The organism is Thioalkalivibrio paradoxus ARh 1 (genome assembly GCF_000227685.2).
Classification (GTDB): Bacteria; Pseudomonadota; Gammaproteobacteria; order Ectothiorhodospirales; family Ectothiorhodospiraceae; genus Thioalkalivibrio; species Thioalkalivibrio paradoxus.
Genome location: NZ_CP007029.1, coordinates 2,269,531 through 2,293,849, shown reverse-complemented (window position 1 = coordinate 2,293,849; position 24,319 = coordinate 2,269,531). Strand labels below are relative to the sequence as shown.

General features: G+C 66.6%; 24 protein-coding genes and 1 tRNA gene. 15 read left to right on the top strand and 10 right to left on the bottom strand.

The window, feature by feature from the left end; all coding sequences use genetic code 11:
- The gene (locus THITH_RS10340) at positions 1 to 603 is read left to right on the top strand and encodes a PqiC family protein (RefSeq protein ID WP_006748174.1); all 603 of its coding nucleotides are present in this window, start codon (positions 1 to 3) and stop codon (positions 601 to 603) included.
- Positions 604 to 615: 12 nt separating this feature from the next.
- Complete coding sequence (gene tadA, locus THITH_RS10335; protein WP_006748175.1) at positions 616 to 1,101, top strand: tRNA adenosine(34) deaminase TadA; 486 nt, start codon at positions 616 to 618, stop codon at positions 1,099 to 1,101.
- Between the two features lie 40 nt (positions 1,102 to 1,141).
- Here the strand turns inward: tadA and mltF are convergent, their stop codons facing one another.
- The 5 genes from mltF to THITH_RS10310 all read right to left on the bottom strand — a co-directional run bounded on the left by mltF (position 1,142) and on the right by THITH_RS10310 (position 6,021).
- The gene (gene mltF / locus THITH_RS10330) at positions 1,142 to 2,602 is read right to left on the bottom strand and encodes a membrane-bound lytic murein transglycosylase MltF (protein ID WP_006748176.1); all 1,461 of its coding nucleotides are present in this window, start codon (positions 2,600 to 2,602) and stop codon (positions 1,142 to 1,144) included.
- Between the two features lie 150 nt (positions 2,603 to 2,752).
- A complete protein-coding gene (gene phbB, locus THITH_RS10325; RefSeq protein ID WP_006748177.1) occupies positions 2,753 to 3,499 on the bottom strand; it encodes an acetoacetyl-CoA reductase in 747 nt (248 codons plus the stop codon).
- A gap of 84 nt (positions 3,500 to 3,583) precedes the next feature.
- Entirely contained in the window at positions 3,584 to 3,988 is a 405-nt protein-coding gene (locus THITH_RS10320) for a phasin family protein (RefSeq protein WP_232222189.1), read from the bottom strand.
- A 246-nt stretch (positions 3,989 to 4,234) separates the two neighbouring features.
- Positions 4,235 to 4,723 carry a polyhydroxyalkanoate synthesis repressor PhaR gene (phaR, locus tag THITH_RS10315; RefSeq protein WP_006748179.1) on the bottom strand — a complete coding sequence of 163 codons (489 nt, stop codon included), beginning with the start codon at positions 4,721 to 4,723 and terminating at the stop codon, positions 4,235 to 4,237.
- A gap of 110 nt (positions 4,724 to 4,833) precedes the next feature.
- Positions 4,834 to 6,021, bottom strand: coding sequence for an acetyl-CoA C-acetyltransferase (locus tag THITH_RS10310; protein ID WP_006748180.1), 1,188 nt, complete (start codon positions 6,019 to 6,021; stop codon positions 4,834 to 4,836).
- A 228-nt stretch (positions 6,022 to 6,249) separates the two neighbouring features.
- Between THITH_RS10310 and phaE the strand changes: the two genes are divergently transcribed.
- Positions 6,250 to 7,497 carry a class III poly(R)-hydroxyalkanoic acid synthase subunit PhaE gene (gene phaE, locus THITH_RS10305; protein ID WP_006748181.1) on the top strand — a complete coding sequence of 416 codons (1,248 nt, stop codon included), beginning with the start codon at positions 6,250 to 6,252 and terminating at the stop codon, positions 7,495 to 7,497.
- Entirely contained in the window at positions 7,497 to 8,564 is a 1,068-nt protein-coding gene (locus THITH_RS10300; RefSeq protein WP_025367474.1) for a class III poly(R)-hydroxyalkanoic acid synthase subunit PhaC, read from the top strand. Before phaE ends, THITH_RS10300 begins: the two co-directional genes overlap by 1 nt.
- A 7-nt stretch (positions 8,565 to 8,571) precedes the next feature.
- On the opposite strand, the gene THITH_RS19270 is transcribed toward THITH_RS10300, so the two are convergent.
- A complete protein-coding gene (locus THITH_RS19270; RefSeq protein WP_084222655.1) occupies positions 8,572 to 8,775 on the bottom strand; it encodes a hypothetical protein in 204 nt (67 codons plus the stop codon).
- A 270-nt stretch (positions 8,776 to 9,045) separates the two neighbouring features.
- On the opposite strand from THITH_RS19270, the gene purU reads away from it, so the two are divergent.
- The 5 genes from purU (at position 9,046) to THITH_RS10275 (ending at position 12,978) form a co-directional block, all read left to right on the top strand.
- Positions 9,046 to 9,900, top strand: coding sequence for a formyltetrahydrofolate deformylase (purU, locus tag THITH_RS10295; RefSeq protein WP_006748184.1), 855 nt, complete (start codon positions 9,046 to 9,048; stop codon positions 9,898 to 9,900).
- A gap of 36 nt (positions 9,901 to 9,936) precedes the next feature.
- The gene (locus THITH_RS10290; protein WP_006748185.1) at positions 9,937 to 10,266 is read left to right on the top strand and encodes a DUF1820 family protein; all 330 of its coding nucleotides are present in this window, start codon (positions 9,937 to 9,939) and stop codon (positions 10,264 to 10,266) included.
- A 144-nt stretch (positions 10,267 to 10,410) separates the two neighbouring features.
- A tRNA-Ser gene (locus tag THITH_RS10285) sits at positions 10,411 to 10,501 on the top strand.
- Between the two features lie 401 nt (positions 10,502 to 10,902).
- Complete coding sequence (gene rtcA / locus THITH_RS10280; RefSeq protein WP_025367473.1) at positions 10,903 to 11,928, top strand: RNA 3'-terminal phosphate cyclase; 1,026 nt, start codon at positions 10,903 to 10,905, stop codon at positions 11,926 to 11,928.
- A gap of 30 nt (positions 11,929 to 11,958) precedes the next feature.
- On the top strand, positions 11,959 to 12,978 hold the full coding sequence (locus tag THITH_RS10275) for a ribonuclease Z (RefSeq protein ID WP_006748187.1): 1,020 nt from the start codon (positions 11,959 to 11,961) through the stop codon (positions 12,976 to 12,978).
- 45 nt (positions 12,979 to 13,023) lie between these two features.
- Here THITH_RS10275 and THITH_RS10270 read toward each other — a convergent pair whose 3' ends face one another.
- The 3 genes from THITH_RS10270 to THITH_RS18530 all read right to left on the bottom strand — a co-directional run bounded on the left by THITH_RS10270 (position 13,024) and on the right by THITH_RS18530 (position 14,764).
- Complete coding sequence (locus THITH_RS10270) at positions 13,024 to 13,692, bottom strand: Crp/Fnr family transcriptional regulator (protein ID WP_006748188.1); 669 nt, start codon at positions 13,690 to 13,692, stop codon at positions 13,024 to 13,026.
- Between the two features lie 456 nt (positions 13,693 to 14,148).
- Positions 14,149 to 14,415 carry a DUF2249 domain-containing protein gene (locus tag THITH_RS10265; RefSeq protein WP_006748190.1) on the bottom strand — a complete coding sequence of 89 codons (267 nt, stop codon included), beginning with the start codon at positions 14,413 to 14,415 and terminating at the stop codon, positions 14,149 to 14,151.
- A 169-nt stretch (positions 14,416 to 14,584) separates the two neighbouring features.
- Entirely contained in the window at positions 14,585 to 14,764 is a 180-nt protein-coding gene (locus THITH_RS18530; protein WP_156925515.1) for a hypothetical protein, read from the bottom strand.
- A 98-nt stretch (positions 14,765 to 14,862) separates the two neighbouring features.
- On the opposite strand from THITH_RS18530, the gene THITH_RS10260 reads away from it, so the two are divergent.
- The 5 genes from THITH_RS10260 (at position 14,863) to THITH_RS10240 (ending at position 22,120) form a co-directional block, all read left to right on the top strand.
- The gene (locus THITH_RS10260) at positions 14,863 to 15,657 is read left to right on the top strand and encodes a fumarate reductase cytochrome b subunit (protein ID WP_006748191.1); all 795 of its coding nucleotides are present in this window, start codon (positions 14,863 to 14,865) and stop codon (positions 15,655 to 15,657) included.
- Complete coding sequence (locus THITH_RS10255; RefSeq protein WP_006748192.1) at positions 15,654 to 17,636, top strand: fumarate reductase flavoprotein subunit; 1,983 nt, start codon at positions 15,654 to 15,656, stop codon at positions 17,634 to 17,636. The genes THITH_RS10260 and THITH_RS10255 overlap by 4 nt, the downstream gene beginning before the upstream one ends.
- Positions 17,633 to 18,400: a fumarate reductase iron-sulfur subunit gene (locus tag THITH_RS10250; RefSeq protein ID WP_006748193.1), complete on the top strand. Its 768-nt coding sequence runs from the start codon at positions 17,633 to 17,635 to the stop codon at positions 18,398 to 18,400. Before THITH_RS10255 ends, THITH_RS10250 begins: the two co-directional genes overlap by 4 nt.
- A 360-nt stretch (positions 18,401 to 18,760) precedes the next feature.
- Positions 18,761 to 20,767, top strand: coding sequence for a CocE/NonD family hydrolase (locus THITH_RS10245; protein WP_006748194.1), 2,007 nt, complete (start codon positions 18,761 to 18,763; stop codon positions 20,765 to 20,767).
- 54 nt (positions 20,768 to 20,821) lie between these two features.
- Positions 20,822 to 22,120 (top strand): ATP-grasp domain-containing protein, encoded by a 1,299-nt coding sequence (locus THITH_RS10240; protein WP_006748195.1) that lies wholly within the window; start codon positions 20,822 to 20,824, stop codon positions 22,118 to 22,120.
- Positions 22,121 to 22,277: 157 nt separating this feature from the next.
- Here the strand turns inward: THITH_RS10240 and THITH_RS10235 are convergent, their stop codons facing one another.
- Positions 22,278 to 22,721: a hypothetical protein gene (locus THITH_RS10235; protein WP_006748196.1), complete on the bottom strand. Its 444-nt coding sequence runs from the start codon at positions 22,719 to 22,721 to the stop codon at positions 22,278 to 22,280.
- Positions 22,722 to 22,969: 248 nt separating this feature from the next.
- Here THITH_RS10235 and THITH_RS10230 point away from each other — a divergent pair, with 248 nt between their 5' ends.
- Positions 22,970 to 24,091 carry a PQQ-dependent sugar dehydrogenase gene (locus tag THITH_RS10230; protein WP_025367472.1) on the top strand — a complete coding sequence of 374 codons (1,122 nt, stop codon included), beginning with the start codon at positions 22,970 to 22,972 and terminating at the stop codon, positions 24,089 to 24,091.
- Positions 24,092 to 24,319 lie beyond the last annotated feature (228 nt).

The following is a 24,319-nucleotide window of genomic DNA, read 5'->3' as shown; positions in this document are numbered from 1 at the left end:
ATGATCTGCCACTGGTTTCGTCCGGCTGCGATCCTCTGGCTGGCATTCGCGGCGGCAGGGTGCACGCTGCTGCCGGAGCAGCCGGCGGTGGACCGCGCGTGGTTCCTGCTGGAGATCCCCGATCCGGCAGCGGTCGAGCGGCCACCGGTGCCGGTGGAACTGGGGTCGGTGCGAATTGCCCCGGCGGTGGCCGGCAAGGGACTGGTCTACCGACTCGGACCGTACCGGTACGAGTCGGACTTCTACAACGAATGGTTTCTCAGCCCGCGCGAGCATTTCGAGCAGATCCTGCGTGAACGCTGGACCCGGACCGATGGCTCCGTGAACCTGGTTACCGATGCCCGGTCGCATCCGGGGTCCCTGCAAATCGACGTGCTGATCACCGCGCTTCATGGCGATCTGGGAGCGGGCGGTACCGGGGCGGCCCGCGCGGGCCTGCGTGTGTTCGTGCAGGGCCGAACCGATAGCAGGCTCTGGGACCTGGAGCAGACGGTCGATCTGGCGACGCGGTCACCGGAGGCGCTGGTCGCGGCGCTGTCGTCGGCGATGGGGGAGCTGCTTGCCGAACTCGAGGACCGGCTGGCACGACAGGCCGGCGGTTGAACGCTGCAACGCATGTTCGAAACCGGTATTGCCCAGGTTGACACCGGGACAGATCGCGACTGGATGGCGCTGGCGCTTCAAGAAGCGCAGGCCGGTGCGCGGGCCGGTGAGGTGCCGGTGGGCGCGGTACTGGTGCTGGGCGGCGTGTGCCTGGCACGCGGTCACAATGCCCCGATCGGCGAGCACGATCCTACTGCGCATGCCGAGGTTCGCGTGATCCGTCAGGCGGCACGCATTCTGAGGAATTACCGTCTGCCCGGAACCACGCTATACGTGACCCTGGAACCCTGCCCGATGTGTGTCGGAGCGATGATCCATGCGCGCATTGCGCGGTTGGTGTTCGGCGCGTCGGATCCGCGGACCGGAGCCGCGGGCAGTGCGCTGGATCTGGTCACGCATCCGTCGCACAACCACCGCATCGCAGTCACAGGGGGGGTGCTGGCCGAGCAGGCAGGGGAACAGCTTCGGGCGTTCTTTCGGGCGCGCCGGGGTTCGTGAACGGAGAGGACATCGGCGCGTATGGCTCAGGGCAGCCAGTTCAGAGCGCCAGGGGTACGCGCAGGTAGATCGGGCTCATCTCCGGGCGGTCGTCAGGCGTCGGGAACAGGTGCACCAGCCAGTCATAATAGCTGCGGATGTTTTGCACATAGGTGACGGGTTCCCAGCCCCGGGCATAGCCGTGGCGAGTCTGCTCATGCCATTCGCGCTGAGCGAGTTTCGGCAGCCAGGTCATCACGTCCAGCCAGAGATCCGGGTCGCCGCCACCGCGTTCGGTCAGACGGCGGGCGTCCAGCAGGTGACCCAGGCCGACGTTGTACGCCGCCAATGCCATCCAGGTTCGGTCCGGCTCCTGAACGCTGGCGGGCAGGCGGTCGAGCATCTGCAACACATAGCGGGCGCCTCCATCGACGCTCTGCTCCGGGTCGGTGCGGTCGGTGACCCCTAGCGATCCGGCCGTTGCCCGGGTCAGCATCATCAGGCCGCGTACTCCCGTCGGGGAGACGGCATCGGGATTCCACAACGATTCCTGGTAACTGACCGCGGCGAGGAAGCGCCAGTCCAGTCCGTATTCCTGCGCCACCTGCCGGAACAGCGGTTTCAGCTGACCCAGCCGGTCCTCGACGAAACGGGAGAAGGTGATCACGTCGACCAGTCCGTGCACGTCCAGGTGCCCGAAAAAGCGGTCGAACAGGAGTTCGAATTCGCGCTCGCTGCGCAGCTCGTCGAGGTACGCGTGGGCGGCGTCGATCAGGCTGCGGTCGTAGCCGGTCGGGAAAAGCCAGACGACGGAGAAGCGGGCGGGAAACTCGAACGCCGAGCGCAGTTCGGGGTGGACGCGCTGCAGACGGCTCAGCTCGATGGACGTGAGCACCGCGTAATTCAGGAATCCCGACTGCAGGGCCGGCACCAGTTCGGATCCATCGGCATACTGGATGAGTTCGGGCCGTGGGTATTCGTTCGTGCCCAGCAGGTCGTCGGGCAGTGCCAGGGTGGAGGTTACGCCGATGCGTGCCCCATCCGGCATGCCTGCGGTGGAGCCGATGTTTTGCCCCAGCCCGTTCCAGTACACCAGGTTCTTCTCGATTGGCAGGATTTCGGGCCCGACTTCGATTCCGGTATCGCCGTTCGGCGCAACCAGGAATCCGGCCGCGATGTCGACGCGACGTGCATGGAGCAGTCGATAGGCCTCGTGCGGCCCGGCCACGGGCCGGATCTGCAGCCTTGCGCCGATATGCTGGGCGAGGCCACGCAGCAGCACATGTTCGAACTGGTCCGCGCGGCTGCTCAGGTCGATCGAGGTATGGTCGTGGGGATGGCTCACCAGCGCCACCCGGAGTTCCTGCTTGAACAGTGCGAGATTCAGCGCCGAAGGCTTGTGCTGCCAGGCCCAGACGCCGATTACCGTCAGTAGCACGGCAAACACGCCGATCTCGATCCGGCGGATCAGCGGACTTCGGGGACGAAGGGTCGGGCGCCAGAGCATCAGGCTACAGAGCATAGCCGTTGCGTGGCGATTACGTCAGAAGCAGGGCGAAGACCTGAAAAACCATGCCGGACCGGCTCAAGGCGCCATTGCCTCGAACGAGGTTCCGGAATTCGGGACCGAAGCAGGGCGATGGGGCCCGGATGCGGGCCCCTGCCGCTGGCCTCAGAAGCTCATGAACAGCCCGCCGTTCAGTTCGTAGTTGGCGCCGGTGATGTAGGCGGCACGGTCGTCGCAGAGTACGCCGACCAGGTACGCGACCTCGTCCGGCTCACCCATCCGTGCCATCGGAACCTGCGCGATGATCTGCTGGCGTACTTCCTCGGCGATGGCCTGTGTCATTTCGGTGGCGATGTAGCCCGGCGAGACGGTGTTCACGGTCACGCCCTTGCGCGCCACCTCCTGCGCCAGCGCCATCGTGAAGCCATGGGCGCCGGCCTTGGCTGCGGAGTAATTGGTCTGGCCGAACTGACCACGCTGGCCGTTCACCGAGGAGATGTTCACGATACGCCCCCAGCCGCGTTCCACCATGCCGTCGACCACCTGCCGGGTCACGTTGAACAGGCTGTCCAGATTGGTGCTCATCACGGCCCGCCACTGGTCGGGCTCCATCTTGCGGAAGGTCTTGTCGCGGGTGATTCCGGCGCAGTTGATCAGCACGTCGATCGGGCCCACGCGGCTTTCGATATCCCGGACCATCTGCTGCGAGTCTTCAAAGGACGAAACGTCTCCCGAAGCGATCTCGAACTCCAGGCCCTCGGAGCGCTGTTTCTGCAGCCATTGTTCGGCCAGATCCTTCTCGGCGGGATAGTAGCCCGCGACGACGCGGAATCCCTTCGCGGCCAGTTCCCTGCAGATCGCGGACCCGATGCCCCCGATGCCCCCGGTGACCAACGCTATTCGTGCTGCCATGCATCCTCCGTAAAGGCCCGGCGAAGCTGCCGGTGCGGGCCGTTGAGGCCTCGCCACCGCAGTGCCGGGCCGTATGGTTTGCGTTCAGGCGGCTGGCTTGGCCGTCGCCTTCTTCAGGGTTTCGCCGGCGGCCTGCAGGTTCTTGCTGGCGGCCTGTGCCTGCTGATCCATCACCTCGGCGGCCGCGTCGCGGGCTTCGGTCAGCACATCGACCGCGCTGCGGTAGCCCTTCAGGCACTCCTGGCCGTAGTCCTGGGCCAGCTTGGCCTGACCCGCCATCAGTTCCTGATAGCCCTTCGCCTTGGTCATCAGTTCCATACCCTTGGTGCTGGCTTCCAGCATCGAATGGGTCAGGTCCAGCTGCTGCTGCAGGAGGCGTTCGCCGGCACGCATGTTGATTTCGCCCAGCCTGCGCAGGGCGTCGTAGCTACCCTGAGCCATTTCATTATAGGCGTCGAACATCTGGTTTTGCATGATCGTCATCTCCATCGAAATGCCACCACCCCGTGTTGGTGCAGTGCAGCATTGTTGCATTGCAGCATAGGCTTGGGGGCCGGAATTGTCAAGGACAGAGGGGCGCTGCCGGCTGCCGCGATCGAGCGGCCGGATCGGTTGCGGGCGACGCAGCGACGTTCGGATTTCCGGCACGTTCGGCAGGAACTGCCGAGCGCAGGCGGTCTGGCTCGAATCGGGTCGAGGACCTACGGCCCGGTGAACGACGGGCCGGGAGCGATTTCAGCGGTCGTGTGGGGGGCGGGTCGACCGACGCCCGGTGCCGGGCAGACCGGCCGCGCGGAAGAAGCTGTCCTGCATCTCCCGCCAGAGTTCCATGTTGCGCTCGGCGAGTTGCGTCCAGTTGTCGACGCTCTTGCCGGAAACCAGGTGATTCAACTGCGCCTGCATCTGTTCCTGCTGCTCGGAATACAGCTTCAGGGTCTGTTCGAGGAAACTCGAGAACGCATCCTGCATCGAGGCATCGTAGAAGCGGATGAAGCGGGTCAGCATGTCGGTGGTGAACAGCGGGGTGCCACTCGCTTCCTGCTCGGTGATGATCTGGATCAGGATTCCGCGGGTGATGTCCTCGCCGCTCTGCGTGTCCATCACCTTGATGTTCTGGCCCTGCTGTACCAGCCGCTGGACGTCGACGAGCGTGATGTACCGGCTTTCCTCGGTGTCGTAGAGCCGCCGGTTGGGGTATTTCTTGATCAGGCGTTGGTCGGTCACGGCGGTGCCCCTGTACGCTGTCCCATCTTGAATTCTACATGATGGGCTGGCAGGTTGCCGGGCGCGCCGGACCGCTGTTCGCCGAGCGGTCCGGCGCGCCCGGGTAGCGCTCAGTCGATGCGCTCGACCGCCATCGCCACGCCCTGGCCTCCACCGATGCAAAGCGTCGCCAGACCGCGCCGTGCGTCGCGCCGCTGCATGCCGTGCAGCAGGGTGACCAGTACCCGCGCGCCCGAGGCGCCGATCGGATGCCCGAGCGCGATCGCGCCCCCGCTGACGTTCACCTTGGCCAGATCCCAGCCCAGCGTCTGGTTCACCGAGATTGCCTGGGCTGCGAACGCCTCGTTGGCTTCGACCAGATCCAGATCCTCATGCCGCCAGCCGGCCTTCTCCAGGCAGGCGCGGGTGGCCGGGATCGGCCCGGTGCCCATCACCGCAGGGTCGACCCCGGCGGAGGCGAAGGACACGATACGCGCCATGGGCTTCAGGCCGAGTTCGGCGGCCTTGGACGCGCTGGTCACGATCACGGCCGCCGCGCCATCGTTGATGCCGGAGGCATTGCCGGCGGTGACCGTGCCGTCTTTGTGGAACGCGGGGCGCAGCTTGGCCAGCGTCTCTGCGGTGGTGCCCGGCCGGGGGAACTCGTCGGTGTCGAACACGATCGGGTCGCCCTTGCGCTGCGGGATCTCGATCGGGACGATCTCGTCGCGGAACGCGCCGTCGCGGATCGCGGCCCCGGCGCGCTGCTGCGACTCGGCCGCGAACGCATCCTGTTGCTCCCGGCTGATGCCATATTCGCGGGCGATATTCTCGGCCGTGTTCCCCATGTGGCCGTCGGTGATTGCACACCAAAGGCCGTCCTGGATCATCGTATCCTTCATCGGCCATTCGCCCATTTTGAGCCCCGAGCGGGACTTGGGCAGCGCATGCGGTGCCAGGCTCATGCTTTCCTGGCCGCCGGCCACCACGATGCCGGCATCGCCGCAACGCACCGCCTGCGACGCGAGATGCACGGCCCTGAGCCCCGAGCCGCAGACCATGTTGATGGTCATCGCCGGGGTCGCGTACGGGATGCCGGCAGCGAGCGACGCCTGGCGTGCGGGATTCATGCCGGCGGCGCCCGTGAGCACCTGCCCCAGGATGACCTCGTCGACCTGTTCGGGCTTCACGCCGGCGCGTTCGAGCAAGGCGCGGATTACCTTCGCACCCAGCTCGCTGGCCGGCAGGTCGCTCAGGGAGCCGAGCAGCGTTCCAACGGCCGTGCGCGCGGCGCCGACGATCACGATCTCTTCACTCATCTCTCCGGTCTCCTTCGGGTAACGTTGTGTGGGGCGAGTCCGATTGACTGCCGGGTTGCCGGGACGGAAGGATTCGATTATTGCACGGTGCTCGCGCGTTCCCCAGCGTCGTTCGACCGTCCATGCCATGTTGCGGTGCACAAATTCCGTGCTAGTATCCCCGTTAGGTTCTACTATCCAAGCCGGGCTGCGCGGCCGCCGGCTGCGGCGACGACCAGGAGACTGACGATGGCTGATTCCGATTCGACTGCCGACCAGTGGCTGGAGGCGCAACGGCGCTACTGGGACGCCTGGATGGACATGACCCGGCGTGGGCTCGAAACGGCCGCTCCGACATCCGAGGGGAGCACCCCACCGTGGGCCACCGCGATGGAACAGTGGTGGCAGGGCGTCGCCCCGGCCACGCCGAAACCCGCGAACGACTTGCTCGAACACATGGTGAATGTCGGCAAGGGGTATTTCTCGATGGTCGAGGGCCTCTGCAAGGGTGGGCCCGCCGCCGACCTCCCCGAGATGATCGAGAACTGGACCCGCATGATGGGCGAGGCCTTCAGCCAGGGTAGCCAGGGGATGAACCCGTTCGCCCAGTTCGCGCGCGAAGGTGGCCGCAAGGGTATGGCGTTCTGGGATCTTCCGTTCGATACCTGGTCGCGCACCTTGTCAGGAGGGATGCCGTTCCCGGGGGACTTCATGAAGGCCTTCGAAAGCGGCAAGGCAACGGATCTGCGGGCGCAACTGGAAGGGATCCTGTCAGCGCCGGCGATCGGCTACGGGCGCGAATCGCAGGAGCAGTACCAGCGGCTCACGCGCCTGCTGCTCGATTACGAGAAGGCGATGGGCGAGTACCAGGCCGGGTTCGCGCACCTGGGTTCCAAGTCGCTGGATGCGTTCCGCAACCGGATGGAGTCCAGAACCCAGGAGGGCACCGCGATCAACTCCGTGCGCGAGGTCTTCAATATCTGGGTTGATGCCTGCGAGGAGGCCTATGCCGAATACGCCAGCTCGGACGACTACGCCAAGCGCTACGGCCGGATGGTGAACGCGTTGATGGCGGTCAAGCAGCAGGGGGCCCGGCTGGTCGACGAGTGGCTGGAAACGATGAACATCCCGACGGCGTCCGAGATCGCGACGCTGCAGCGGCGCCTGCACGATACCCGCGCCGCGTATCAGACGCTCCGGTGCCAGGCCGAGGCCATGCGAGCCGAACTCGATGACCTGAAGGGCGTGGGCGCGGAGATCGACCGCCTGCGCAGCGAGATCGCAGAACTTCGCACCAGCGTCGTATCCCAGGCACCCGAAGCGCCGACGACCGGCGCGACAGCCGCGTCCGAAGTCGCGCCCGGGGCCGCGCCGGAGGCGGGGAGCGATGACGACGCGCCCGTCGAGGCGCCGAAACCCAGAAGCCGCCGGACGTCGGGAACGTCGAAGGCCGCCACGACCCGCAAGACCGGAGCCACCCGGAGGAAAAACCCGTGATACCCCCGATCCAGATCCGTCCCGACGAGGCCCTCGAGGAGCTGACCAGTTTCCAGCGTAAGCTCACGCACGGTGTCCAGAACCTGATGGACGCCGAGGAGATCACCACCGGTGTGACACCCCGGGAGGCGATCTACGAGGAGGACAAGATGGTCCTCTACCGGTTTCAGGCACCCGCCAGCGTGGTCCAGAACCCGGTCCCGCTCTTGATCGTCTATGCGCTGGTGAACCGCCCGTACATGGCCGACCTGCAGGAGAACCGCTCCACCGTGCGCGGTCTGCTCGACGCCGGAATGGACGTCTACCTGGTCGACTGGGGCTATCCCGGACGTGCGGACCGCTACCTGACGCTCGACGACTACATCAACGGCTACCTGGATCGCTGCGTCGACGTGATTCGCAAGCGACATCGCGTAGACGCGATCAACGTGCTGGGCATCTGCCAGGGAGGCACCTTCAGCCTCTGTTATGCCGCGACGCACCCGGACAAGGTTGCGAACCTGGTCACGATGGTGACTCCGGTCGACTTCCAGACCCCCGACAACATGCTGTCCACCTGGGTGCGTCATGTGGATGTCGACCTGATCGTCGACACGCTGGGCAACATCCCCGGCGAGATGCTGAACTGGACCTTCCTGAACCTGAAGCCCTACCGGCTGATCGGGCAGAAATACCTCGACATGGTGGACCTGCTCGACAACCCGGAGCAGGTCGCGAATTTCCTGCGCATGGAGAAATGGATCTTCGACAGCCCGGACCAGGCGGGGGAGGCGTACCGGCAGTTTCTGAAAGATTTCTACCAGCAGAACAAGCTCGTGACCGGAGGGCTGCGGATCGGACCGCATGAGGTGAACCTGAAGAACGTGACCATGCCGGTGTTGAACGTCTACGCGACCGAGGACCACCTGGTGCCGCCGGATGCCTCGCGCGCGATGAAGGGGCTCGTCGGCACGCGCGACTACACCGAAATCTCGTTCAAGGGCGGGCACATCGGCATCTACGTCAGTGGGCGGGCACAGAAGGAGGTGCCGCCATCGATCGGCCGATGGATCGACGAACGCAGTTGAGCGTTCGCTAACTCTCATGGCGCACGCGGCCACCCCTGAGGATGAAAGAGGCGTAGGCGTAGGGCGGAAGAGGCCGAAGGCCGTCATCCGCCATTCCCACGCCGGGGTTGCCGCAGGCCGTGCGGGGCCATCCGAACGCCGTGTGGCGGATGACGCTGCGCTTTTCCGCCCTACGGGTCGCCAGGGACACGAGACAGGCGGTGACTTTCACGCTGAATCGGGCAGGAAAGGCCGAGAGGCATGCTCCGGGGGTTTGGTGTCGGTCCGTGGTACCGGAGGTGATGCCTGCCGACGCCATCGGGCGTGACACCGCGCTTGAGCGCCGGGCTGGTTGCCGAATCGCTGGCACGTCTGCACGCGACCGCACGCTTACTGTGACCGGGAGCCGATCCAGCCTGCGGGCGCACACGAGCCCGGGACTACAAGCGGGTGCGTGCAGCGCACTACACTATGCAGCCTTCCCGGCGACTGCGAGCCCCCGATGACCGAACGCACCGAGTTTCGCCTGACCGTTTCCTGCCCCGACCAGATGGGCATCGTTGCGCGGGTGGCGCGGCTGATCGCCGATGCCCAGGGCTGGATCACCGAGGCCGCCCAGCACACGGACACCGAGGCACGCTGGTTCTTCATGCGCTGGGTGTTCTCGCTACCCGAGAATGCGGACAGCGAGCTGGCACAGCGTTTCGGCGAGCTGGCGGGTGCGCTTGACATGCAATGGGCGCTGACGCGGGCGGCGTCGCGGCCGCGCGTGGTGATCCTGGTCAGCAAGGAACCGCACTGCCTGACCGATCTGCTGGCGCGCTGGAGCTCGGGCGAACTGCCGATGGAAATCCCGGCGATTCTGTCGAACCATCGCCTGCTGGAGGAAATCGCGGGCTGCTACGGCATTCCGTTCGAACACATCCCGGTGACCGCCGAGACCCGCGAGGCAGCCTTCGCGACCCTGCAGGACCGGTTGCGCGCGCTACAGGCCGACACGGTCGTGCTGGCCCGGTACATGCAGATCCTGCCGCCCAACCTGTGCCACGAGTTCCGCGATCGGGTCATCAATATCCACCACAGCTTTCTGCCGTCGTTCGTTGGCGCCAGGCCGTACCACCAGGCCTTCGCGCGGGGTGTGAAACTGATCGGCGCCACCTGCCACTACGTGACCGAAGATCTCGACGCAGGGCCGATCATCGAACAGGACGTCGTGCGTATCCGGCACGACGACCAGGTGGCCGACCTCGTCCGCAAGGGCCGCGATGTCGAACGCTGGGTGCTGGCCCGTGGCCTGCGCAACCACCTCGAGGGGCGGGTGCTGACGCACGGCAACAAGACCATCGTGTTCGACTGAGCTTGCAATCCCGGGCGACAGCCGCATGATGGGCGCATGGCCGATAGCAACCGTTTCCGTGTGACGTTCATCAACCAGGGCAAGGTCTACGAGGTTTTCGCCCGTGAGGTCTTCCAGGACCGCCTCTATGGCTTCGTGACCGTCGAGGGGCTGCTGTTCGGCGAGCGCTCGCAGGTCGTCGTCGACCCCAGCGAGGAACGACTGCGCCACGAGTTCGAAGGGGTCGAACGCTTCCACGTGCCGCTACACGCGGTCATCCGCATCGACGAGGTGGCGGAGATCGGCAGCGCGCGCATCCGCGAGATGGGATCCGGCGGCAACGTCCATATGTTTCCCGGCATGTTGCCCCCCGGTCGCGGCCAATAGCGACCGGGGGGACCCGCCCGGTGTCCGAACCCGGAGGCTGCCGCAACATGGCGCGCGTACCGCGCCGAATTGCGGTTTGGTCGCCGCTGGTTTACCCTTCGCAGCTTCGCCGGCGCAGTGCGCGCAGCGCCGTTGGCGGAATCCGGAGAGGTGGCCGAGTGGTTGAAGGCGCACGCCTGGAAAGTGTGTATACGGTAACCCCGTATCGAGGGTTCGAATCCCTCCCTCTCCGCCAAGCATGAAAACGGGGCCCTTGTGGCCCTTTTTTCGCTTGATGAAGGTCGATTCGAACCCTTGAGATCCAACACGCTGGTTCGACCAGCCGCAGCAGGCGGCGGAGAACAACGTCGCTGCGCAGTGGCGGCCCGAAGGGCGAAGCCCGAGTGATCTCTCCCTCTCCTATCAGGCACGAAGAGCCTCGTTGTCACCCAGCGCGGTTCGTGGCTCCCGGGAGTCTCGCATCACGCGGGGCACGGCGCTTCGCCTCGTGCCCGAATCTCGGCTGCGGGTTGCATGGAAGGGCCGCTCACTAGCCCTTTCAAGTACCTCCGGAGTGTTTCGCGCCGTGGTACGGTACCGTCACCTGACAGCGCGGGTAGGGTACGTGCCGGGAACGCGCAACTGCTGGGTGAGCGCATGATCAGGATCGACGGGACGATGGGTGAAGGCGGTGGGCAGGTGCTGCGCAGCGCGCTGTCGCTGTCGGTGCTGACCGGCAAGGCGATTCACCTGGTGCGTATTCGCGGGCGGCGCGACCGGCCGGGACTGGCCTATCAGCACCGCATGGCGGTGCAGGCCGCGGGCTGGATCAGCGGTGCGCGTATGGAAGGCGTGCGCGTCGGGTCGGGGGAGCTCCGGTTCGAGCCGGGCCCGGTCGTTCCCGGAACGTACCATTTCGATATCGGTACCGCGGGTGCGGCCAGCCTGGTGCTGCAGACCGTGCTGCTTCCGCTCGCGGTCGCTGGCGATGCCTCGCGCGTCACTGTGACCGGCGGCACTCATGTGCCGTTCAGCCCCTGTTACCATTATCTGGACTGGCATTGGCGGGTGCTGATGACGCGCATCGGTGTGCCGTTTGCTCTCGAGATGCCGATGGCCGGGTTCTATCCGCCCGGTGGCGGCGTGTTGCACGCTCAGATCGGCGGCGGTGCCCGGGTCGTTGCGGCGAACTGGGTGGACCGTGGGCCTCTGGTTCGGATCCGCGGACTGTCCGCGGTGGCGCTGCTTCCGGATGAGATCGCCGAGCGCCAGCGCGTGCGGGCGCTCGACGGTCTCCGGACCCAGCGCTGCCCGATCGAGATCGAGGCGGAGCGGCTGCCTGCCCAGTCGCCGGGGACGGTGCTCGTGTTGTTGGCCGAGTTCGAACGGTCCCAGGCCTGCTTCTTTGCGCTCGGCGCACGCGGCAAGCGGGCCGAGCGGGTTGCCGACGAAGCAGTCGAAGGGCTGCTGCGGTTCCTGGCGACCGAGGGCGTGGTGGATCCCTGGGCCGCGGATCAGTTGCTGCTGCCGCTGGCCCTGGGCTCGCAGCCTTCGGCGGTACGGACCGCTGAGGTGACCCGGCACCTGCTGACGCAGGCGGAGTTGATCCCGCGGCTGCTGCCTGTCCGGATCGAGGTCGACGGCCGGCTCGGTGAGCCGGGGACCGTTCGGGTCTGTCCCTGAGCGGTATTCGGCTGGAGAACGGCAACGCTCATGACACCCCAGTTCCAGACTCACCTGGTCAACGGCACCACCGGTGACCCGGTGCTCTACGTCGACTTCCTGTTTCAGCGCCGCGCGCTGCTGTTCGACCTCGGTGAGATCGTGGCGTTGTCACCCCGCCAGGTGCTGCGCGTCACCGATGTGTTCGTATCGCACGCGCACATGGACCATTTCATCGGCTTCGACACGATGCTGCGGCTGATGCTGGGGCGGTCGAAGCGACTGCGGCTTTACGGGCCACCGGACTTCCTGGACCGGGTCGCGCACCGGCTGCTCGGCTACACCTGGAACCTGGTGCACAACTTTGCGGTGGAACTCGTGATCGAGGCGGTCGAACGGTGGCCGGACGGCGAGCTGCGCCGGGCCCGGTTCCGGTCCTCCCGCGCGTTCGCCCGTGAGGAAATGCCTGCCGCAACGGCCTCGGACGGCGTACTGCTCGACGAGGACGACTTCCGGGTACGGGCTGTGCCACTGGATCATAACGGGATCGTCTCGCTGGCGTTCGCGCTGGAGGAGAAAGCGCAGCTGAATGTCTGGAAGAGCCGGCTGGACGAATTGGGGCTGCCGACCGGCCCATGGCTGACCGAGCTGAAGCAGCGAGTGCGCCGGGGCGACGCAGACGATACGGCGCTGACGATTCGCTGGCGTGACCGTCATGGCGAGCACCAGAGAGCGGAGCCGCTGGGTCTGCTGCGCCGCGAGGTGCTGCGCGAGGTGCCGGGCCAGACGATCGCCTACGTGGTCGATGCGGCCTTCCACGGGGCCAACCGGTGCGCGATCGTGTCGTTGGCCCGCTACGCGGACCGGTTCTATGTCGAGACTCCGTTCTTGAACGAGTCCGCCGAACGCGCGGCGGAGACCGGCCACCTGACGGCCGGGCAGGCCGGGTGGCTGGCGCGAGAGGCGGGGGTCAAACGCTTGATCCCGTTCCACTTCTCGTCCCGGCACACTGGGCAGGAGATTCTGATCGAGGAACAGGCGAAAGCCGCATTCGCCGGCGAAACGGCCTGAAGCAACGACACGGGGCGGGCGGCCACGGTGTCCCTGCCATGCGCATCAGCTCTCCAGCAGGCGACGGATCCCCGGCTCGTCGAGGAAAGTGATGCTATCCCCCTTGACCCGGATCAGTCCCTGGTCACGGAGCTTCGACAGCGTCCGTGACAGCGTCTCGGGCTTCATCGAAAGTCGCGATGCGATCACCTGTTTGGGGGCGTTGAGGTCGACCCGGTTCGCACCGGTACGCTCCTGCTGCAGCAGGTAGGTGATGAACCGGTAGTTCGCATTGTGCAGGCTCAGTTCATCGATTTCCCGAACCATCTGGTGCAGACGCCGGCTCATCGTCCCGAGCAGTTGCAGGGTCAGATCCGGGGACTCGCGCAATAGCCCCAGGAACACCTCGTTGTCGAACGCCAGCAGGCGGGTTTCGGTCAGCGCTCCGGCGTTGACCGGATAGTTCCGGTGCTCCATGAACATCACCGCCTCGGCGAACATCGCACCTGCGTGCAGTACGTCGATCACCTTCTCCTCGCCCTCGCGGGACAGCAGAAACAGTTTTACCGAGCCGACGCAGATCAGGAAGAAGTAGCGCGCGGGGTCGCCCTGCGTAAACAGTGTGTCCCCCGGTGCAAGGTGGAACTCGCGCATCGATTCGCGCATCCGGGCCAGTTGTGCATCGTCCAAAGGTTCGAACAGGTGCACCTGTTGAAGCGGGTCTTCGGCGGACATCGGCCTCTCCTTCGGCGGTGTTCGGACCGTGATGGCGGCGGCTTTGCGGAACAAGGCTGGATGTGGCCAGGCGCGGTTCAGGTTCCGGAGCCCACACGCTAGCAGACGGCCGAAGGCATGCCCAGCGCCTTCGGCAAGACATTCACAGCGCACGAGGCACGGCAGCATGGCGGCGATCAATTCGACGGTCGCGGCAGGCCACTGAGGCGAGCCGACGCGGACGGGAGCCCGGTTGGGGCAAGCCCACTGGCGAGTGGTGGTGCCGTCGGCCAGCGACGAGAAGGGCGATGTAGTGCCTGTGCGGGTTCGCGCCGGGACGGTTGCGAATTTGTTCAAGCGTCCAGCGAGTCTGCAGGGGCTCCTCCCGCGCTCATCTGTACGCCCGCAAACTCCACCCCGAACAGACACAGCGGGCGGGGGAAACTGCGCTGGCCCCGACCGAGCCCCTGGCCGGTGTCACGGCGCAGTGTTGGGCGTTTCACCTCGAACCGCGTCCGGGACCGGGCCATCCGCCCTCCAGATCAGGATCTCGAACGGCACCTCCAGCGTATGGCGCACCGTGTGGGCGAAGCCCATGTCCTTCAGGATCGGATAGAGCGGATAGGGATCGCGACGGTGCAGCATGCGCAGCACGTCGCCCGGTGCGAGTTCGGGGAGCCGATCCAGAACTTGCTGCATGGGTCCCGGGGGCGGGAGGTCCCGGACGTCGATGCGGATTTCCACGAATCAGGCTCCCATGGGATTGGAGGTGGCAGATGCCTCGTCGGCCATTTCGGCGGCGCGAGTCCGGCGGTCTTCGCTGTGAGGGGTACGGATTCCGGTCACTTGGGCTACTCCCTGAGGCGGGCAGGCCGACGCTAGCAGGAGCACCCGAACCTGCCCTTGACCCGGATCAAGCGGGCGATTCCGAGCGCGGTACGCCACCCGCAAGTGGGATGCAGGAGAAAGCCCCTTGCCCGAACCGGTACGGAATCGGGGGTGCCAGGTGGTTGGTCAGTTGGGCCAGGGTCGAGTCACGGTGCAGCGACGGCTCGGTGAAGCTCGCGCGGATCGCACCCCAGGACACTGACATGGATCAATGCCCAGGGGCGTTTTCCGGCCTAGCATGTCCGAGTCGGGTGGTGGTCGATACCCGTCGCTTCGCACTCCAACGGAAAGGCAGGTGCCGGAATGGGCAAGACGGGCGAACTGGCGGTCGGGGCGGCACTGACCGGGCGCCACGAGACGGGACGCTGGCCGGCGTGGCTGGACTTCATGCAGAGCGCATCGGGGCTGTTTCTGGCCCTGTTCCTTTGGGTGCACCTGTTTGCGGAGGCGTCGATCCTGCTGGGCAAGGATGCGATGTACCGTGTGACGATTTTCTTCGAAGGCTACTACTTCTTCGGTGACACCTATCCGATCATCATCACGTTGTTCTCGGCGTTCATCCTCGCGATCGTGCTGCTACACGCGGTGCTGGCGGTGCGCAAGTTTCCGAACGGCTACCGGCAGTACCGAGTGTTTCGGGATCACGTCAGGGTGATGCGCCACGAGGACACGACGCTCTGGTGGGTCCAGATCTACACGGGGTTCGCGCTGTTCTTTCTGGTCGCGGTGCATCTGTACACGATGCTTTCGCAACCCGCGAACATCGGCCCCTACGCCTCGTCGGATCGCGTGGTCGGCGAGTGGATGTGGCCGCTGTACCTGCTGCTGCTGATCACCGCGGTCGTACACGGAGCGGTCGGCATGTACCGCGTCGGCGTGAAGTGGGGCTGGCTTCCGGCGCGCGACCCGGCAGTGGGGAGGGTGCGGTTGAAATGGGCGATGCGCGGCTTCATCGTTTTCTTCATTCTGCTCGGACTCGTTTCGCTCAGCACCTATATCCGGATCGGGCTCGAGGATCGGGCACCCGGCGAGCGCTATGTGCCGACCTGGGAGCGCGACCTGCCGGCGGCGCAGGCGTCGCGGGAGGTGCTGCCATGAAGGTCGTGTACACCGATGTGCTGGTGATTGGCGGTGGCCTTGCCGGGTTGCGTACCGCAGTCGGCGTGCGCCGGCGCGGGCGGGATGTGCTGGTCCTGAGCCTCGTTCCGGCGAAGCGTTCGCACTCGGCGGCCGCGCAGGGCGGGATGCAGGCGAGCCTGGGCAACAGCGCGATGGGCGCCGGCGACAACGAGGACGTGCACTTCGAGGATACCGTTCGCGGTTCGGACTGGGGCGCCGACCAGCGCGTGGTGCGCATGTTCGTGAACACCGCGCCGAAGGCGATCCGGGAACTGGCGGCCTGGGGTGTGCCCTGGAGCCGGGTCGCGCGCGGCAGCCGCGAGTCGGTCGTCAATGCGGAAAAGGTCACGATCACCGAGGCGGACGAGGCGCATGGCCTGATCACCGCGCGCGATTTCGGCGGCACCAAGAAATGGCGCACCTGCTATACCTCCGACGGCACCGGCCACACGATGCTGTACGCGCTGGGCGACCAGACCATCGCGCACGGCATCCCGGTGCTCGAGCGTCAGGAGGCGCTGGCGCTGATCCACGACGCCGGCCGCTGCCACGGCGCGGTGGTGCGCGACCTGATCACCGGCGAACTGACGGCCTACGTCGCGACCGCCACGGTGATCGCGACGGGCGGCTACGGGCGCATCTACAAGGTGTCGACCAACGCGATCATCTGCGAGGGCACCGGAGTCGCGCTGGCATTGGAGACGGGCGTGGCGCCGCTCGGCAACATGGAGGCGGTGCAGTTCCACCCGACCGCGATCATCACCGCCGGCATCCTGACCACCGAGGGCTGCCGGGGCGACGGCGGCGTGCTGCGCGACGTCGACGGCCACCGCTTCATGCCCGACTACGAGCCGGAGAAGAAGGAACTCGCCTCGCGCGACGTGGTGTCGCGGCGCATGACCGAGCACATGCGCAAGGGCAAGGGCGTGCCGTCGCGCTACGGCGAGCACCTGTGGCTGGACATCACCAACCTCGGCCGCGCGCACATCGAGAAGAACCTGCGCGAGGTCAAGGATATCTGCGAATACTTCCTCGGTATCGACCCGGTCGAGCAGTGGATCCCGGTACGCCCGACCCAACATTACTCGATGGGCGGCATCCGCACCGACCACACCGGCCAGAGCCAGGGGCTGAAGGGCCTGTTCGCCTGTGGCGAGTCGGCCTGCTGGGACATGCACGGCTTCAACCGGCTCGGCGGCAACTCGGTTGCCGAAACCGTGGTGTCCGGAATGATCGTGTCCGAGTTCGTCGCCGACTTCTGCGACACCGAAGGCGGCGGTGCCGGTCTTTCGGTCGGACTGGTGCGCGAATTCCTGGAGCGCGAGCAGGCTCGGCTCGACCGGTTGTTGCACGGCGGCGGCAGCGAGAGCGCGACCGAACTGCGCAACCGGATGGAGCAGGTGATGATGGACCGCGTCGGCATTTTCCGCACCGGCGAGGAACTGGAATTGGCGGTCCGCGAACTGCAGGAACTGCTCGCGCGCAGCCGCAACATCGGCGTGCGTTCGCGGGTCCGGGGGGCGAACCCGGAACTCGTCGCCGCCTACCGGGTACAGAAGATGCTGAAGATCGCGCTCTGTGTCGCCCAGGGTGCGAGCCTGCGTACCGAGAGCCGTGGCGCGCATTTTCGCGAGGATTTCCCGCAGCGCGACGACCGCGACTGGCTGAAGCGCACGCTCGCGACCTGGCCATCCGACGACGACACGCTGCCGACGATCGGCTACGAGGAGATCGACGTGACGACGATGGAACTGCCGCCCGGCTTCCGCGGCTATGGTGCACGCAACCACATCGAGCATCCCGATACCGCGGCGCGCGTCGCCGAGGTCGAACGCATCCTCGCGGCCATTCCGGAAGCGGATCGTTTCGCGCGGCAGGCGGCGCTGATGGAGTACGAGGCGCTGCTGCCGGAGCAATACCGCGGGCGCAACGAACGCCTGACGGAGCGGCTGCCATGAGCGCGAACGCAGCGAGCCCGGCGAACGGGGAAGGTACCGGGCGCAGGCTGCAGCTCCGGATCCTGCGCTATAACCCGCAGGATCCGGACAGCCGGCCGCATCTGCAGACCTTCGAGGTCGACGAGGCGCCGAGCATGACATTGTTCGTCGCGCTGAACGACATCCGCGACCACCAGGATCCGAGCCTGCAGTTCGACTTCGTCTGCCGGGCCGGCATCTGCGGCAGCTGCGCGATGCTGATCGATGGCCGCCCGGGGCTCGCCTGCCGCACGCTCACCGGCAGTCTCGGCGAACGGATCACACTGGCACCGCTGCCGTTCTTCGAACTGATCGGCGATCTGTCGGTGAACACCGGCAAGTGGATGCGGCAGATGACCGAGCGCCTCGAGGCCTGGGTGCATGCGCAGGAGGATGTGGACCTGCGCCGGCTCGAGGAGCGGATGGAGCCGGAACTCGCCGAGCAGATCTACGAACTCGACCGCTGCATCGAGTGCGGCTGCTGCCTGGCCGCCTGCGGTACCGCGCGCATGCGCAAGGATTTCGTCGGCGCGGTGGGGCTGAATCGGATCGCCCGCCTGCGGCTGGATCCGCGTGATGCGCGCAGCGATGCCGAGTACTACGAGCTGATCGGCGACGACGACGGGGTGTTCGGCTGCATGTCGCTGCTCGGCTGCGAGGACGTCTGCCCGAAGAACCTGGGCCTGCAGACCCGGATCGCCTACATGCGCCGCAAGATGCTCCGCGCCGCGGTATTTCCCGGCTGATCCTGGCCCAGGCGACCTTGCCGCCCGGTGCCTGTCCAGGCGTCGTATTCGCGCGAGTGAGGCCTCGGGAGCACGACAAGCGGGCCCAGGATGAATACGGAACACCCGGAAAGCGACGGGCCGGGGCGGGATCGTTCGGCCAGCCGGGTGGCCGTTCTGCAACGATTCACCTGCTCCAGCCACCAGCATTTCCCGGCCGGGGCCACGAGTACCGAACCCAGGGTATACAATCGCCGGTAGCGGCGCACGGCCTCGAAAGGCCGGAGCCACCGCGTGGTGGCCCGAGCGCCCGCAATGGCGGTCGGGGCTGCCGGACGGGATACACAACGGGCGTGATGCAGCATAGGCGGAGGTAGCGACATGGATCCGGAAACCCGCGTGCGCGTGATCGAGCACACCTGGATCACGATGCCCGACGGTTGCAGCCTGTCGGCCCGCATCTGGCTGCCCGAGGGCGCCGAACAGAACCCGGTGCCGGCGATCCTCGAGTACATTCCCTACCGCAAGAACGACCACAAGGCATTGCGCGACGCCGAGATCCACGGCTTCTTCGCGGCCCACGGTTATGCCGGGGTGCGCGTGGACCTGCGCGGCTCCGGCGACTCGGACGGCGTGCTGCGCGACGAATACCTGCAGCAGGAACTCGACGACGGCCTCGAGATCCTGCGCTGGATCGCGGACCAGCCCTGGTGTTCGGGCAAGGTCGGCCTGTTCGGGTTGTCCTGGGGCGGCTTCAACGGCCTGCAGCTGGCGGCGCTGCAGCCGCCCGAGCTCGGCGCGGTGATCTCGGTGTGCTCGTCCGACGACCGCTACGCCGACGATGTGCATTACATGGGCGGCTGCCTGCTGACCGACAATCTCTCCTGGGCCTCGACCATGTTCGGCTTCAACTCCTGCCCGCCGGACCCGCGCGTGGTCGGCGACCGCTGGCGCGAGATGTGGCTGGAGCGGCTCGAGGACAGCGGCCTGTGGCTGCACCAGTGGCTGGAACACCAGCGCCGCGACGACTACTGGAAGCACGCCTCGGTCTGCGAGGACTACAGCGCGATCGAGGTGCCGGTGATGGCGGTCAGCGGTTGGGCCGACGGCTACTCCAACACCGTGTTCCGCCTGCTCGAGCATCTGCAGGTTCCGCGTGCCGGGCTGGTCGGGCCCTGGGGGCACAAGTACCCGCACATGGGCGGCCCCGGGCCGACGATCGATTTCCTCGGCGAGTGCGTGCGCTGGTGGGATCACTGGCTCAAGGGCATCGACCGCGGCGTGGACTCCGATCCGATGGCGCGGCTGTGGCTGCACGACGCCCGCAGCCCATTGGTGCCGGAGATCACCGGCGAGTGGATCGCCGAGGAGCACTGGCCCAGCCCCAACATCCATTACGGCGAGTTCGAACTGGCCAAGGGACGGCTGGTCAGCGGCAACGGACGCACCGACGAGGCGGAGGCCCTGACCATCCGCAGCCCGCTGAGCGTCGGCCTGTTCGCCGGCAAGTGGTGTTCCTATGCCGAGACCACCGACCTGCCCTCCGACCAGCGGCTGGAGGACGGCGGCGCGCTGGTCTTCGATACCGATCCGCTGGAGGCCGATCTCGACCTGCTCGGGGACACCGTGCTGGAACTGGAGATCTCGGCCGACCGGCCGGTGGCCCAGGTCGCCGCGCGCCTGTCCGACGTCGACCCCGACGACCGTGCGACGCGCGTGACCTTCGGCATCCGCAACCTGGCCCACCGCGACGGCCACGACGATCCCCAGCCACTGGAACCCGGGCGGCGCTACCGCACCCGCATGCGCCTGAACGAGGTCGCCCAGCGTTTCCGCCGCGGCCACCGCATCCGCCTGGCGATCTCGAGCTCCTACTGGCCGCTGGCGTGGCCGGCGCCCGAGCCCGCGCGCCTGACGCTGCATCTGGAAGGCTGCCGCCTGCACCTGCCCGAGCGCCGCGCGCCCGCGGACACCCCGGTGCCGCGCGACCTCGGTGAACCGCGCCAGGCGCCGACGCCCGCACATACCCTGCTCGCACCGGCGCACCGCGAGTGGAAGGTGGAACACAACCTCGCGACCAACGAAGTCGCGCTCGATGTGACCAACAACGACCCGGTGCTGCACCTGCACGACAACGACCTGGTGTTCGGCCGCGATGTGCGGGAGCGGTACAGCTACCGCAGCGACGTCTACGACACCGTGCGCGGCGAGGTGGTGCACACTCGCCATTTCCGCCGTGGCGATTGGTCGGCACGCACGGTCACGCGCACTGTGCTGACGTCGACCCGCGATGCATTCCTGATCCGCGCGACGCTCGATGCGTATGACGGCGACGTCCGCGTGTTTGCGAAGAGCTGGGACGAGACCGTCCCTCGCGACTGCCTGTGATGCCGGCTGCCGCGTGCGGCCACCCATGAGCAACCCGTGCCGGAAGGAGTTCAGGTGAGCAGGAAAAACGTCTTCATCATCGGGCTCGATCCCTTCAACCGCGCCAAGCTGGAGCGCCTGCCGCAGGCCGCCGAATGCGACTTCCATGCGGCGTTGGACATTGCCGACATCCGCAATGTCGAGGAATTCGACATGGCCGCACTGATCGACAAGGCCGTGCGCAATATCGAGTCGGCTGGCGGGTCGGTGGACGCAATCGCCAGCTATTACGACTTTCCTGGCACCGTGCTGGTGCCGGTCCTGGCCGAGCGCTTCGGCGTGCCCGGGCCGACGCTCGAGTCTGTGCTCAAGTGCGAGAACAAGTACTGGAGTCGTCTGGAGCAGCGCAAGGCGATTCCCGAGCATATTCCGCAGTTTCAGCCGTTCGATCCGTTCGACGACGACGCCTGGAGCCGGATCGCGCTGCTGCCGCCGTTCTGGATCAAACCCATCAAGTCGTTCCGCTCGTTCCTCGCGTTCCAGATCAACGACGAACGCCAGTTTCGCGCGGCGATGCCGGTCTGCCGCGAGCGGGGCGGTTTCATGAACGAGCCGTTCCGTTACCTGATGCAGGAATTCGGTGCACCGCCGGAGATCGCCGAGATGCCCGAGAGCTTCGTCGCCGAATCGCAGATCGGCGGGCGCCAGTGCACCCTCGAGGGCTACAGCCATGGGGGCGAGGTGAACGTCTACGGCGTGGTCGATTCGGTACGCGCCCCGGACAGCTCGTCGTTCGCACGCTACGAATACCCATCGTCGCTGCCGCTGGAGATCCAGCATCGGATGATCGATGTCGCGCGCTCGGCGGTACGGGGCATCGGGCTCGATCACTCGCCGTTCAACGTCGAGTTCTTCTATGACCCGAATGCCGATCATGTCTGGCTGCTCGAGATCAACCCGCGCATCTCGCAGGCGCACACCGACATCTTCGAGAAGGTGCACGGTGTCTCCCACCACTCGGTGATGGTGGACCTGGCGCTGGGGCGCAAGCCGAAGCCGATGGAGCGCCAGGGTCCGTTCAACGTCGCGGCGCATTTCATGTTCCGCACCGTGGAAAGCGGCCGCGTCCTGCGGGTTCCGAGCCCCGCAGCGATCGAACGTCTGAAGAGCCGCCAGCCGGGTACCGAGGTGAAGATCCCGGTCAGGCCGGGGCAGCACCTGAAGGATCTCCAGGGCCAGGACATGTACAGCTACGAGATCGCCAACGTGTTCATCGGCGGGCGCGATCAGTCGGAACTGCTGGACAAGTACGACGAGGCGCTCGCGGTGCTGCAGTTCGACATCGAAAAGGATACCGAGACGGTCATCGCCTGAGCGCATGGGCGACGGCGCAGGCGGAAACGACCGGGCACCCGGAGCCGGTGCGCACGCAGCGCAGCGCGGCGCGTGATCAACGGGCTGTCGCGCCCCGCGAAGTGTCACCCGGCGAAGGGTCGTTGCAGGGCATGCGGGCGTGGCAGCGCGCTGGCAGTCAGCGCGGGCCGTGCGGCCGGGTCCAGAGCGCGAACAGCCATCCACCGAGCGCGCCTGCTGCCGCGAGCGCGCCGATGCCCGAGGCAAAGCGCGCGGCGCCGATCATCGTTGCCGGGAGCAGCGCGTTCATCACCAGCAGTGCGGCGGCGATTGCGGCGAATCCGGCCAGCGCATGCAGTGCGATGCGCATCTGCGGCCACCGGCGGGCGAGCAGGCCGCTGACCGGAAGCGCGATCAGAAATCCCGCGGCGACCAGCAACGCGTAGGTCGGTGCGAAGCCCGCCAGGTCGTGCAGAGTGGTTTCGAGCCGCACCGGCCAGGGAATCGGGGCGCCCAGGCGCTGGATCATCGCCAGATTGAACTGGGTCTGGATCACACTGCCGGCTGCCGCGGTCACGACCACCGCCCCGAACCCCGCCAACGCCGTTCTGAGCCTGTGCATCCGAATGGCACTCCCCAGTTTGTGTCACGGAACCGCCGCCGCCCGGCCCGACGCATCTGCTATTCTTGCAGTCGCAACCCGAAAAATCATCCCGTGATGTCCCTCGGGAAGCGCAGAGGAATCTACCCTGTGATTGCGAGCGAAGCGCGGCACTACCTCTGATGGCGCACGCGGCCACCCCCGATGATGAAAGAGGCGTAGGGCGGAAAAGGCCTAAGGCCGTCATCCGCCGTGCGGGCGATCACGGTTTGATCGGCGCTTCCCTCGATCGACTGTGCCGTGGCCTGCTGCTGGTGCTGGTCGTCGTTTCCGGGGGCGTTCAGGCGGCAGAGTACCGGATCGAGACCGTCGCGTCCGGGCTGGAACATCCCTGGTCCATCGCGTTCCTTCCGGACGACCGGATGCTGGTGACCGAGCGCGCGGGCCGGTTGCGGATCATCGACCAGAGGCGCTTGCTGGACGCGCCGGTGGCAGAAGTGCCCGAGTCCTTCGTTCGCAGCCAGGGCGGGCTGTTCGAGGTGCTGCCCGACCCCGATTTCGACGACAACGGTCTGATCTACCTGACCCAGGCGTACGGAACGGGTGCCGCGAACACGACGCGCCTGTTGCGTGCGCGGCTCGACGGCGACCGGCTGGCGGATGTCGAGGTGCTGTTCGAGGCACGTCCGAAGCGCGCGACTCCCGTGCACTTCGGCGGACGTTTGGCACTGCTTCCGGACGGCACGCTCGTGCTGGGTTTGGGCGATGCCTTTGACAATCGCGAGGACGCGCAGCGCCTGGACAGCCACACTGGCAGCATCGTTCGCGTGCATCGCGATGGGCGGGTACCGGCAGACAACCCGTTTGTCGGCAGGGCCGATGCACTCCCGGAAATCTACAGCTATGGGCACCGGAACGTGCAAGGGATCGTCTTCGATGCGCAGAACGCGGTGCTCTGGGCGCACGAGCACGGGCCGCGTGGCGGCGACGAACTCAACCTGATCGAACCCGGTGTGAACTATGGATGGCCGATGGCCAGTCACGGCATCGATTATTCCGGGGCCCGGATCACGCCCTATACCTCGCTGCCGGGCATGCGCGAGCCGGTGCGGCACTGGACCCCGGCAATCGCGCCGTCGGGAATGGCGCTGTACCGCGGCGATCTGTTTCCCGAGTGGCACGGAAGCCTGCTGATCAGTTCGCTGGTGCAGCGCCAAGTGCGCCGGCTGTCGCTCGACGGTACCCGGGTGATCGGCGAGGAGGTGCTGTTCGCGGAAGTCGGCGAGCGCCTGCGCGACGTGCGAGAGGGCCCGGATGGCGCGCTGTACCTGCTGACCGACAAGCCGGACGGACGCGTGCTTCGGGTTACGCGGGCAGACGCAGGCGGGTGACCGCAGTCGTCGGACGTTGCGAGTCCGCCTCCAGCCGCAATGGCTTCGACACACTGGCGTTTGCGGACCCGCGGCTGCGGTGCAGAGTCCAGGTTCCTGCAGCGGCTGGTGACGAGGGCACCATCGCGTTCGGATCGAGAATGGTGCAGCGCGGCCGACCACTGCACCGGAGGCATGCGGACGGTTTTCCACGATGCCTGGTGAGCGCTGGGCAGATCCGATCGCATC